At 71.1% G+C, this 12,398-nt stretch carries 6 protein-coding genes; all 6 read right to left on the reverse strand.

Features of this window, described 5'->3' with window-relative positions; translation table 11 throughout:
• Nucleotides 1–27: 27 nt before the first annotated feature.
• Nucleotides 28–2,190, reverse strand: coding sequence for an SWIM zinc finger family protein (locus ASD05_RS00515; RefSeq protein WP_056586153.1), 2,163 nt, complete (start codon nt 2,188–2,190; stop codon nt 28–30).
• Nucleotides 2,187–3,311: a VWA domain-containing protein gene (locus ASD05_RS00520; protein ID WP_056586156.1), complete on the reverse strand. Its 1,125-nt coding sequence runs from the start codon at nt 3,309–3,311 to the stop codon at nt 2,187–2,189. The genes ASD05_RS00515 and ASD05_RS00520 overlap by 4 nt, the downstream gene beginning before the upstream one ends.
• Nucleotides 3,308–5,746 carry a DUF5682 family protein gene (locus ASD05_RS00525; protein ID WP_056586160.1) on the reverse strand — a complete coding sequence of 813 codons (2,439 nt, stop codon included), beginning with the start codon at nt 5,744–5,746 and terminating at the stop codon, nt 3,308–3,310. Before ASD05_RS00525 ends, ASD05_RS00520 begins: the two co-directional genes overlap by 4 nt.
• Nucleotides 5,747–5,890: 144 nt before the next feature.
• Complete coding sequence (locus ASD05_RS00530) at nt 5,891–7,027, reverse strand: ATP-binding protein (RefSeq protein WP_056586163.1); 1,137 nt, start codon at nt 7,025–7,027, stop codon at nt 5,891–5,893.
• A 123-nt stretch (nt 7,028–7,150) separates the two neighbouring features.
• A complete protein-coding gene (locus ASD05_RS00535) occupies nt 7,151–11,299 on the reverse strand; it encodes a WGR and DUF4132 domain-containing protein (RefSeq protein WP_056586167.1) in 4,149 nt (1,382 codons plus the stop codon).
• A gap of 187 nt (nt 11,300–11,486) precedes the next feature.
• Nucleotides 11,487–12,296: an SDR family NAD(P)-dependent oxidoreductase gene (locus ASD05_RS00540; RefSeq protein WP_056586169.1), complete on the reverse strand. Its 810-nt coding sequence runs from the start codon at nt 12,294–12,296 to the stop codon at nt 11,487–11,489.
• Nucleotides 12,297–12,398 lie beyond the last annotated feature (102 nt).

Raw genomic sequence — 12,398 nt, forward strand, 5'->3', positions numbered from 1 at the left:
TGAGTCTTCACCGGCCCAGGGGTTTTTTCATGCCGAGGCCGATTGCGCCACGCCCTGCATCAGCAGACCCAGCATCGCCAGTTGGGCCACCAGCGCCGGCCGTTGCGCCGACCGCAGGTTCTCGAGCACCGCCTCCAGCAAGCCCGCACTTCGCCCCAGACCGGCCTGCTTCAGCCGCAGCACCTGCGCCTGCGCTCGCGACAGCGCGCCGCCGCCCTGATGGCGCAGGCCCTGGCGCAGCCACAGCGCCAGCAGATCCAGCGTGTCGCCGGCCAGCGCGTTCAAGGCGGGCACGTCCTCGGCATCGCTGCGAAGGCCCAGCGGCTGTGGTGCCACCGCCTCGACCTGGAGCACCACGGCACGTTGCGCCGTCAGCAGGCTCAGCGGCTGCATCACCGCCTGATCGCCCTGCAGATGCACGGTGCCGGCCACGGCGCGCAGCGGGCCGTATTCGCCGGCCAGCGCACGGGCCAGCGCATCGACGGCGCCGGGCGCGACCGCGCGATGCGGCAAGGCCAGGTGCAGCCAGTCGCGTTCGTTGTTGTCGTCTTCGGCCGGGGCTTCGGCCGACCCCTCCGGTGCTGCCTGCTTCAGCCGCGCATGCAGCACCTGCGCCGCGGCATCCCAGTGGCACGACACCGCCTCCATGCGTTCGAACGCCACCACATGCAGCTGCCCCGACGCACCCGCCGATGCACCGCCCGCGGCCTGCCGCGGCCGTACGAAGTCGGGAGCTGCTTCGCGCAGATGCGCCACCAGCGCGGCCACGCTGTCCTGCCGCAGTGGTGCGACCAGGTCGTCCCACGACTTGGGCGACAGCGGCAGCACGCCCGTCTGCCGCGCGCCGGCCGTGATGTCGACGAGCCCGTTGGCGCGCCGTGTCGCGGTCTTGGTGATGACCTGTCCGCTCGCCAGTTGCCGCAGGGGAAAGCCCGCGACGCGGCGGTTCATCAGCGTCTGCGCGGTGCCGCCCGCGGCGGCATCGGCCGCGCGCGACCACTGGCGCTCCAGCACGGTGACGTTCTGCGTGTCGGGGTCCGCGAACAGGATGCTCGCGCCTTCGGCGGCGTCGTCGGACCAGAGCTCGGCCCCGAGCGACACCAGCCGCAGGTGATCGAGCGCGACCTCGCCCTTGACGCCGATGCCGAGGATCCGGCTGGCCGGCAGCGCGGGCCGCACCTGTGGCCGTGAGGCATGCGCCGCTGCCTGCAATCGCGCCCACAGCTCGGTCAGCACGCGTACCAGCCGCAGCGGATCGAAGCGGCTGCTGCGCGCATGCTGGGCCTGCAGCAGTTGCCAGAGTTCGTCGAGCGCATCGTCCACCCAGCTCCAGGCCAGCGCGCGCGCCTGGTCGCGCACGGCCTCGAAGCGGGCCGCGAGCGCCATCGGCGGTTGGCTCGAACCGTCGAGCCAGAGCGACAGCAGCAGGGCGTCGATCTGCGCACGCAGCGCAACGGCGGCTTCGCCCTGCATCGCCGCCGATGGCGGTGCCGGGTCCGAGGCGTTCGCGCCTGCCGAAGTGGGCGGCGACACCTCGAGCAGCACCTCCGCCGAACCCGGCGCCAGCGGCCCGGCCTGCCGGAATGCCCACACCGCGATGACCACGTGCGCGCAGCCGCTGCCCTGCTTGCAATCGCAGCGCGCATGAACCAGCGAGCTGCGCGAGAAGAAGCGCACGCTGCACATCGGCAGCCGTGCCACCGGCGGCGCGCTCGCGCTGCGCCAGGCCTGCACGCCGACCACCGGACGTGCGGCGGCGAGCTTGTTCGCCTGTTCGAGCACGGAGGGCGCGAGGCTGGCAGCCAGCGCGGCATCGTCGAACTGCGCGGGGCTCCATGCGCCGTCCTCCGGCTCGGCGGCGGCTTCTTCCGCGTCGCGGGGCGCATCCGCCTGCGTCGACGCTGCCTGCGCCTGGTAGGCCAGCACCAGCATCACCCGATGCCGGCACATGCCGCTCGCGGGGCAGCTGCACTGCGCATCGCGCAGCGTGCGCCCCGGCGGCAGGCTGGTGCGCACGCCGTCGTCGAACTGCGCCTGCACCACGCCGTCGGCGCCGGTCTCCAGCTTTGGCAGCAGGCCGGCCGCCACGTCCTTCTGCGCGCGCTTCACGAAGCCCGCGTTGGCGAGCGCCGTCAGCGCCTCGGGCGTCAGCTCCAGCAGGTCGGCCCGCCATGCCGTGGTGCCGCTCATCCCTGCACCTTCTCGGCCAGCCAGCCGGCCAGCTGGCCCGGCGTCATCGCGCCGATCTGCGCGCCTTCGCGCACCAGCCGCGCGGCCATCTCGCGGTCGTAGTTGGGTTCAGCCTTGGAGTCGAGCGCCGCCAGGCCCAGCACCTTAGCGCCGGACTCGACCAGCGCCTTCACGCGCCGCACCAGCTCGTGCTCGCTGCCGCCTTCGTAGAAGTCGCTCACCAGCACCACGATGCTCTTCGAGGGATTGGCGACGAGCGACTGCGCATACGCCACCGCTTTCGCAATGTCGGTACCGCCGCCGAGCTGCACCTTCATCAGCAGCTCGACCGGGTCCGACACGTCGGCGGTCAGGTCGACCACCGCCGTGTCGAAGGCCACAAGCCGCGTGCGCATGCCGGGCAGCTGCCACAGGCAGGCGGCCATCACGGCGCTGTGGATCACCGAGTCGACCATCGAGCCGCTCTGGTCGATCAGCAGGACGATGTCCCACGGCTCGGCGTGCCGCTTCGTGCGGCTGATGAACACCGGCCGCTCCACGTAGAGCTTGCGGCGCTGCGGGTCGTAGCGGTGCAGGTTGGCGGCCAGTGTCTGCCTGAAGTCGAAGTTGCGCGCGACCTTCATGCGCGAGCGGCGGCGCCGGTCGCGGCTGCCGCTGAAGGCTTGGCGCACTTCGGTGGCAAGCTTTTCCATGATGCGGCGCACCACCTCGGCCACCAGCTTGCGCGCGGCCGCGAGCACCTCGGGGTTCATCAGGTGCTTGGTGTGCAGCACCGCGCGCAGCAGCGATTCGGAGGGCTCGATGCGTTCGAGCACCTCGAGGTTGGTCACCACCTCGTCGATGCCGTAGCGCTCGACCGCGTCCCGCTCCAGCCGCTCGATCACTTCCTTCGGAAAGAGCGTGTGGATGGTGTTGATCCAGTCCGGCGTGCTCAGCGCCGACGGGCCCAGGCCCGCGCTGCGTTCGCCGCGGCTCGCGCGGTCGCTGTCGCGGCCGTAGAGCCAGTCGAGCGCGGCATCGGCGGCTTGCGCCTCGGCGCTCAGCCCGCCGCAGGCCGCTTCGGCCGGGTCGCCCAGCAGCAGGCGCCAGCGCTGCAGCGGATCGGGAATGTCGAGGCTCATGGGCGGGGGGCTTCCTCTGTGTCTTCGAGCGCCACGCCCCAGGCCGCGAGGCGCGCGAGCACCGCGTCTTCCACGCGGCGGGCCTCGGCCAGCTGTTCGGGTGCCGCCTCTCCCGCATGGTGGGCGGTGAGCGTGCGGCGCGAGAGGTGCGTGGCGTCGTGCAGCGCCAGCACCTGGTCGGCCAGCAGCCCGCGTTCCTGCGGCGGCAGCCAGGCGAAGGCGGCGCGCAGGCTGGGCATGGCGCGCACGAAGTCGGCGTTGTCCAGGGCCTGCACGGTGCGGTCCATGCCGGCGACAAAAGCGGGTTCGGACGCGAGCACCTCGCGTGCCAGCGCCAGCAGCCCGGTGAGCGCATCGCCGAGCACGGGAGCGGGGAGCGAATGCAGCAGTTGCATCGCCTCGGCCACGCCGTGGTCGTCGTGCGTTTGCGCGTTGGCGGCGCGTCCGGCCAGGCTCAGCGTGGCACCGAGCGCCGCGCCGCGGCTCACCGGAGCGGCGCTGGCGTCGGCGGCCTTGCGCTGCCACACGGCGAGCGCGCGGGCCGGCTCCACGTCGAGCAGCGACGGCGCGTGCGCGTCGTGCGCATGGTCTTGCGCGTGGGCCAGCACGTCGGCCACGATCCGCCGCAGCGCAAGATGGCCTTCGAGGTGGGCTTGCATGTCGGCCGGGGCGATGTCCGCGGGCGGCTCCAGCAGCCACAGCGCGCGGTCGAAGCCCGACTCGATCACTACGCGCAGCACGGGCGCATCGGCCATGCCCAGCATCTGGCCGTGCCGCAGCAGCGTGTGCAGCACCGACAGCGCGGGGCCGAGCGCCTCGAAGCGCGGCTCATTGGCAACGGCGCCCTGCAGTTCGCGCAGCAGCGCATCGCTGAGCGCCGACAGCCCCGCCCATGCGGCTTGGTTGAGGCCGTCGGCGAGCGGGCCGATGTGGCCGTGGGCCTGGCGCAGATCGTCTTCGAGCCGGGCGCGCGCTGCGTCGTGCAGGCTCGCGCCCCAGGCGCCGGCCTCGATCATCGCGGCCTGCTGCTCCAGCGGTTCGCTCAGCGACCACAGCTCGGTGCGCTCGCCCGACATCGCGAGCTTCGGCCCCTGGGTGCGGCGCACGCCGGGCAGCCGCAGGATAGCCAGGCGGTGCAGCACGCGGCTTTTCGCGCGGTCGGCTTCGAGCAGCAGGTCGAGCTTGATCTGGCCGCGCAGCACGATGCCGTGCGCCGCGAGTTCGGCCTGCACCGCGGCCACCAGCGGCGGCTGGGGCGTGCCGGGCGCCAACTGCCCGACGGTGTCGCCGGCCAGCACGTCCATCGCCTGCACCAGCACGGGATCGGTGCCGGGACGGATCGCGCCGCGGTAGGTCCAGGGCAGCGGCGCGTCGAGCGCGTCTTTCACGAGCGCACCGGCCAGCGCGTCGAGCCAGTCGGAGCGCAGCGGCTTCTCGTGGCCGCGCAAGCGCGCGAGACCTTGTGCGCGCAGGTGCACGGCCATCAGGTCGGCGGTGGAGGCGGGGAGTTTCTTCTCGCGCAGGCGCTGCATCACGTGCTGCAGCGCGCGGCGCGCGGCGCCTTCGGGGCCGTGGTCCCAGACCCACTGGTAGTAGGCGGGGGAGGGCATGCCCGAGGCATAGCCTGCGAAGGCGTCGAGGCGCTTGAAGGTGTAGGGCACGAGGTAGGAGCCGAATCGCAGCGCGGTGTCGGCGTCGTGCGTGTCTTCTTCGTCGGTGGATTCGAGCGAAGGCTGCGGCGTGGCGGGCAGCTCCGCAGGCATGCCTTGCCACAGCCGCGCCAGCGCGGGCGCGTGATAGCCGCCGCACACCACCAGCGCCTGCGCGCGGCCCGGCTCGCCCGGCTGCGCCATCGCCCAGGCGATCCAGCGCGCCATCATGGCTTCGCGCGCCTGGTTGCCCTGCGAGCCGCGGTCTTCGCCGCGCAGGTGGTCGAAGTAGGTCGAAAGGCGCTGCGCCAGCTCGGCCGCATCGCAGCCGTCCTCGAACAGGTGGTCCCACAGCGCATCGCGGCCCTGCACCGAGAGCTTCTCCGTCAGCGCGCGCTCGTAGGCTTCGGCGCGCTCCTCGTGCTCGTGGTCGGCCACGTCGGCATAGCGGTTCTCCATGCGCGAGAACGCGTCGTGCCAGGCCGGCAGGTCGATGAAGCGCACGGTGGAACCGACCTCGCGCGCGACCTGCAGCGCCTGCCACTCGGGCGAATGCTCGGCAAAGGGCGACCACGAACCGCGGTGCGTGTCGTCGCCCGAGAGATAGCTGTAGATCGCCACCGGCAGCCGGTGCGGCAGGTACATCTCGTCGAGGCGTTCGTTGAAGTCGGCCGGGCCTTCGATGAGCACGTACGCGGGGCGCAGCGTGCGGATGCGCTCGGCCACCAGCCGCGCGCAGGCCGGGCTGTGGTGGCGCACGCCGACGATGTGAAGCGATTCGCTCATCCTCGTCACCGATGGCGCGCCAAGCGAAGCGAGGGCCCTTCGCGGAACACCGCGGAACCGGCTTTGCCGGGCCGCAGGTGTTGCCCCCTGCAAGGGGGTTGGCGAAGCGACACGGAGTGCGCGAAGCCTGGGGGTTTGCTCATGTCAAGGCAGGCGGTGGCGAGCGTCGTAGTACGCGCGCCAGTGCGAGCCGCTTCGCTTTGCCGCCTTCTGCTCGAAGTAGCGCCGCAGCTTGGCGCGGTCGTCGGCGTTGTCCTTCACCACCGTGCCGGCGATGCAGTCGACCAGGTCGGCCGGCGAGCCCTCGCGCTGTTCGAGGAACCATGCGCGCACGCCCACCGCATGCGCCACGTTCACCGCCTCGGCGGTGGACATCACGGCGGTGAGCCGGTCCATCGCCGCGTCGCCCGAGTTGCCGTTGTCGCCCTTCGCGGGTGCGCCGCGCAGGTCGCGGAAGGTGGACACCAGCAGTTCCAGCACCGGCGCAGGAACCGTCTTCGGAATGCCGCTCTGCGCGAGCAGCCGCGTGGACGATTCCTGCACCAGCGCCAGCTCGCGGTCGAAGTCGAGGATGGGGAACACCGTCTCGAAGTCGAAGCGCCGCTTCAGCGCCGCGCTCATCTCGTTCACGCCGCGGTCGCGCGTGTTGGCGGTGGCGATGATGTTGAAGCCCTCGCGCGCATAGAGCATGCCATGCTCGCCCGACAGCTCGGGCACCGCCATCACGCGGTCCGACAGCATGCCCAGCAGGCAGTCCTGCACCTCCAGCGGCGCGCGCGTGATTTCCTCGAAGCGCACCACCTGGCCCTGCTGCATGCCGAGGTACAGCGGCGCCGGCACCATTGCGCGCGGACTCGGGCCTTCGTTGATGAGCAGCGCGTAGTTCCAGCCGTACTTGATCTGGTCTTCGGTGATCGAGGCGCCGCCCTGGATGGTGAGCGTCGAGACGCCCGAGATGGCCGTGGCCAGCAGCTCCGACAGCATCGACTTCGCCGTGCCCGGCTCGCCCACCAGCATCAGCCCGCGACCGGTGGCCAGGGTGACGAGCATGCGTTCGATGCTGGCCACGGGCGCGACGATCTTGGGCGCGATGCCGAGCGCCGCATCGCCGAGGATGAACGAGCGCGCGGCCTTCAGGCCCAGTGCCCAGCCGGGCGGGCGCGGGTCGGTGTCCTGCGCGCGCAGCCGCGCGAGCTGTTCGGCGTAGAGGATCTCGGCCGGCGGGCGCTGCAGTTGCTGCTGCGCCGTGCCGGTGTCCTTGGTCGTGTTGTTGATGGCCATCTTTGATTCGGTCAGGTCAAGTTCGGGGAACGCCGCGGAACCGGCTTTGCCGGGCCGCAGGTGTTGCCTCCTGCAAGGGGGTTGGCGAAGCGACACGAAGTGCGCGAAGACTGGGGGTGTGCCTCATGCCGCCCGCAGACCTTCCATGTCGCGGATGAGTTCGCTGGCGGAGATCGGGTCGAGCAGGTGCAGTGCCTCTGCATCCTGCATGTCGCCCCAGCCCGAGGGCTGGCCCACCTGCACCTGGCCGAGCGTCTGCTCGGGGTATTCGTCCACCATGCCGACGATGATGCCGGGGTCGAGGCTCAACTCGATCACGCGGCTCGTGCCCAGCGGCTTGCTGAAGTACCAGATGCAGCCCGAGTCCTGCGCCTGGCCGCGCCGCCAGCCCTTGTTGGCCAGCCCCAGCACGCGGCCGGTGGGCACCTTGACGTCTTTCCAGCGCTCCAGCTTCAGGCTCTTCTTCTCCTCGTCGGACAGCGTGTAGACGTCGCGACCGATCTGCGCGAAGGGCTGCAGCAGCTCGTAGTCGGCGAACACCTGCCCGAAGGCGGCGGCGTCGGCGGCCGGCAACTCCAGCGCGTGCGGCACGCCGATGCGGATGTTCTCGCCCACGGGCAGTTCGAACGGATCGTCTTCCGCGGTGGTGAAGCTGCCGTCTTCCGCCACGCGGAAGCAGGCCTGCAGCGTGCCGCCATAGCTGGCACCGCCTTCCACCGCGTACACGCCCCAGATCAGCCGCTGCACGATGTGGCGCACCAGCGGATGTTCGACCAGGAAGGTGCGGAAAACCTCGGGCGTCCAGCGGCGGCGCGCGCACATCGCCACCTCGAGGCGCAGCAGCTGCTGGCTGGCGATGGTGCGCACGTCCTTCTTCAGCAGCTTGAAGCGCTCGACCGCTTCCTTGCCCAGTTCGGCGTCGTCCGTCTTCTTGGGCTTGGGCAGGTCGGGCAGGCGCGCGCCGTCCGTGCCGTCGGCGCCGGTCTCGCGCACATAAGGCTTGAGCGACTCGTCGAAGCCGACCTTGAAGGCGCGCGGACCGAAGTCCAGCAGCATGGTGCCCTGTTCGTCGAGGCCGAGGTCGGGCGCGAGCCGATCCTCGAGTTCCTCGGTGCTGAGGCCGCGCGCCTCGGCGATGGCGTCGATCTTCTCGCGCGCCTTGTCCTGCAGGCCCTTGAACTTGACCTTCTGCGCGATGCCGTTGAGCAGCATCAGCGCGACGTCGCTGCCGATGGCGGCCAGCACGTCGAGCCCGGTCACGGCGCGCGCATGCGCGGCCTCGCCGGGCCATGCGCGGATGAAGGGCGTGAGCTTGCGCGCGGTGTCGTCGTTGCCCAGCAGGCCGAGCGCGGTGAGGGCCCAGCCTTCCTTGCTGGGGCCGCCGGCCTCGAGCCAGGCGGTGAAGGCGTCCCAGGCGAACTCGGCCAGCGAGCCGGCGTCGCAGGCTTCCTTGGCCACGGCGATGCCGCCGTAGATTTCCTCGTTGGTCGGAAAGGTCAGCATCTGGCCCAGATGGTCGAGCGCGTCGTCGGGCAGCGCCTTGCCGTTTCGCAGCACGGGCCGGCGCCAGCCGCGCGGCTGCCAGAACTCAGGCAGCTTCGCGCGCCGGGTGGGGAAGCGGTCGATCGGGCTTTCGTCGAGCACGGCGCGCATCGCTTCCACCACTTCGGGCTTGCCGTAGCGGCCAGCCACTTCGAGCAGCAGTGCCTCGTGGCCGTTGGCCTGCAGCAGGCGCAGCGCGGAACCCGCACAGTCGCGCGCCTCGCCGGCCTTGCCCAGCGCCGGCGCGATCAGGCCGGCTGCGCTGTGCTCGGGATACTTCAGCAGCCATTCACGCCCTTCGGCGCGCAGCGTCTTGAGCTTGGCGAAGGCGCGCGCGGCCGGCGCGGCCAGCTCGACGGCGCCGTAGTTCAGGGCGTGCGAGAGGTTGTCGGCGGGCTTGGATCGCACCATGGCCACCAGGCCGGGCAGCACCGCGAGGCCGTGGGTGGCCAGGATCAGGCCGATGTTGTCGCTTTCGGCCTCGCCCGCGACGGCGTTCCAGAACGGCACGCCGATCGCCGCCGGCAGCAGCGTAACGAAGCTCGCGTGGAAGTTGAACCAGTAGTAGCGGTCCTTCTTCCGCTCGGCCACCATCTCGCGCCAGCTGGTGATCAGCGCGCCGGCGTCGCCGGCCGCGACGGCCGCGGCGGCGGCCTTGGCGAATGGCACAAGGCTGTGCCTGCCCTTGTCGAAGCCCAGTTCGTCGAGCAGCACGTCGACGCTCTTGCGCGCGGTGTCGTGGCGGCCGGTCTGCCACGAGTTCAGGCGCTGCGCGCTCTCGCGCTTGCCTTCGCCCCATTGCTCCACCGATGCCAATGCCAGCGGCTCCAGCACCAGGGTGCCGGCCGCCTTCTTCTGCACCTTGGCGAGCCAGGGCGGCGCGGCCAGCACGCCGGGCAGTTCGCTTGCATCGGCCACCTCGCTCGGGCCGGCCAGCAGCGCCAGTTGCCGGTCGATCACCGCCTGCGCACCCGCGTCGAGCCAGGGCCGCAGGGTGGGCAGGGCAGGGCCATGCGCGCGCAGCAGGCGCGTGAGGCCGGGCGTGACGAGGTTGGCGTCCTTGCCGCCGGCCGCGACGAGCCGCGACAGCGCGGGAATGGCCGCCATCGGCCAGCGGTCGACGGCCAGCGCCAGCCGCGCCAGCGCGCCCTTCGAACTGCCCGCCACGCGGGCCAGCGCGAGCACGGCGTCGGGCGTGCCGATGCAGGCCAGCGCGTCGCCCGCGTGGTCGTCCGCGGCGCCGCGCTCCAGCACCGGCACGGCATCCACGCCGCGCTCCTGCACCAGCGTGCTCGTCATGGAGCCGCTGCCCCAGAAGCCGCTCGAATAGCTCAGGCGGACCTTCGCGGCCAGCGCGATGGCGTAGGGGTGGGTGGCCGTCAGCAGCAGCCAGTGCATGTTCTCGGTCGTGTTCTTGTCGGCCGCCAGCGTGTGCACGAGCGCGTTGGAGATTTCGGGGGCGTCGGGCAGCAGCATCGCCAGCACGGGCTGGCGGGCCGGGTGAACCTTGGGCAGGCCGGCCTCGATGCGGTTGCGGCAGTCCTGCCAGACCTCGGGGGCGGCCAGCGAGAGGTGCGCGCGCAGCGCCTGTTCGCCCGTTCCCAGCGGACCGTAGTAGGAGCTGCCCATTTGGCGGGTGACGGCGGCGCAGAAGCTGTACTGGTGCTTCTTCGTCGAACGGTCGTAGGTGGACTGCACTTCGATCTGCTGGGCGGCCAGCAGGATGTCGATGGTGTCCGGCAGTCCGTACTGCTTGACGAGGTAGTGCACCACCACTTCGCCCATCTCGTTCGCGTTGTAGTTGCCGCCGGTGCCCAGCGCGAACGCCAGCAGCAGGGTGTCGGCCTCGGCATCGGCCGCGGGGGAGGGCTGCGTGCCGCGGTCGATCACGCGCTGGGCAACCGCGCGCAAGGCCGCGTCGGTGCTGCTCATGTTGACGTCGAGGCTGAGCTTGCGCCGCACCGGCAGCCAGGCCGCGGCGGGGCTCGCCGTTTCGTCGAAGGGCTTTGGCGGAAAGCGCCGCGAAGGGAAGGCTGCGCGCTGCATGTCGGGCGAGAGCCGGATGGGCGTGCCGGCGGCGAGCCAGGGCGGCGTGTCCCCGTCCGCGGGCGGCAGTTCGGCGGCGGGCGCGGTCAGGGCCACGGACGATGCGGCCGATGCATTGGCGCCCAGTTCCTTCGCGATGGCCTGTGCGTTCTTGGGGGGTGCGCAACTGGTGCCCCAGCCGTACAGAAGGCCCGCGGACTGAAGCCGCTTGAAGGCGATCGCTGCACCTTGCTCGCTCACGCCATGCTGGCGCTTGAGTGTTGCGGTGGAGAGCGTGTCGCTGGCGGTCAGCGTGCCGGCCTCGATCTGCGCGCGCACGGTTTCGAACACGCGGTCGGCCTGGCTGTCGATGCCTTCGGTGGGCGCGGCAGCCTCTGCGCTCGCGGTGGCCTTCGCGGTGGGCGGGGCCGCAGTCTTTTCCGTTGCCGTCTCGGCCTTCGGCTTCGCCTCGGTCTTGCCGATGGCCGTGCCGGCCGCCACGCCCACTTCGGCGTAGCCCTTGCCCGTCTTCTCGGCCACCAGCTTGGTCAGCGCGGTGGCGGCCTTGGTGGCGTCGGCGAACGACTTGGTCTGGCTCTGGCCCGCGGTGCCGATGCGGCCCCAGCGGATGTTGAGTTCGGCATCTGCCTGCTCGACTTCCCAGAATTTGCTGGCGGTTCCCTCGATCAGTTCAAAGCGGCGCATGGAAAAAACATCCTCCTGTATGTTCGCCGCAGAGGATAAGGGGCCGGCGTGAAAGCTCGGCCCCGAGTAACGAGAAGATTTCGCTTTGCACGTCGGTGAATACGAAATAAATATTCACCTGCTTCGGGATCGCCGATGGCGGCCCCCAAACAGCGCCCGCCGGAGCGCCGCGCCCCGGAAGAAAAGGTCAGACGAAGGGCCTGGCCTGTGGCTCCGCGCTGCCGGGCTCGGCGATGCGCCGGTGCTGCTCGGCCAGCCTTGGCGCCGGCATCACGCGCGACAGCGCCACCTGCATCTTGTTGCGCCATCCCGCGATCACGCCGCTTTCGCCGCGCATCATCGCCTCGAAGCCGGCCCGGGCCACCTCTGCCGGGTCGGCCTTGTCGCTTTGCTGGGCCACGCGCGTGTCGAGCATGTCGGCGCGCGCGAAGAAGTGGGTGTCGGTCACGCCCGGCATCAGGCAGGTGACCGAGACGCCGGTGCCCTTGAGCTCGTTGCGCAGGGCCATGGCGAACGAATCGATGAAGGCCTTGCTGCCGTTGTAGACGGCCTGGAAGCTGCCCGGCTGGAAGCCCGCGATCGACCCGGTGATCAGGATGCGCCCCTGCCCGGCCTCGCGCATGCCGCGGCCCACGCACTGCACGAGATAGATGGTGCCGGTGATGTTGGTGTTGATGACGTGCTGCACGTCGTGGAAGTCCTGGTCGAGGAAGCCGTGGCCCAGCCCGTGCCCGGCGTTGGCGAACAATGCCGCGATGGGGCGGCCTTCGGTGGCAGCGAGCAGCGTGTCCACGCCGTCGCGGGTGGCGAAGTCGGCGCGCACCGCGGCCACATTGGCGCCGAGCACGCGCAGTTCGGTCTCGGCCTGTTCCAGCGGCTCGTCGGCGCCGATCAGCAGGTCGTGGCCCCGGCGCGCGGCCAGCAGCGCGAGCTGAAAGCCGATGCCGGACGAAGCGCCGGTCACCACCGCAAGGGGTCGGATGTCGTTGGGTTGCATGTCGGTCTCCTGATGAAGTGGATGAACCTTGTCGGACCACCCTAGGAACGCCGGCTTGCCGCACGCGTAGGAATCCGTCCCGACTGCCCGCCCGCCATGGCA

This window comes from Variovorax sp. Root434, assembly GCF_001426595.1.
GTDB lineage: Bacteria > Pseudomonadota > Gammaproteobacteria > Burkholderiales > Burkholderiaceae_C > Variovorax.

Excerpts from the sequence above, each read along its gene's own strand:
- ASD05_RS00525 (WP_056586160.1), bottom strand. The coding sequence starts at position 5,746 with ATGAGCGAATCGCTTCACATCGTCGGCGTGCGCCACCACAGCCCGGCC.
- ASD05_RS00520 (WP_056586156.1), bottom strand. The coding sequence starts at position 3,311 with ATGAGCCTCGACATTCCCGATCCGCTGCAGCGCTGGCGCCTGCTGCTG.
- ASD05_RS00540 (WP_056586169.1), bottom strand. The coding sequence starts at position 12,296 with ATGCAACCCAACGACATCCGACCCCTTGCGGTGGTGACCGGCGCTTCG.
- ASD05_RS00530 (WP_056586163.1), bottom strand. The coding sequence starts at position 7,027 with ATGGCCATCAACAACACGACCAAGGACACCGGCACGGCGCAGCAGCAA.
- ASD05_RS00535 (WP_056586167.1), bottom strand. The coding sequence starts at position 11,299 with ATGCGCCGCTTTGAACTGATCGAGGGAACCGCCAGCAAATTCTGGGAA.
- ASD05_RS00515 (WP_056586153.1), bottom strand. The coding sequence starts at position 2,190 with ATGAGCGGCACCACGGCATGGCGGGCCGACCTGCTGGAGCTGACGCCC.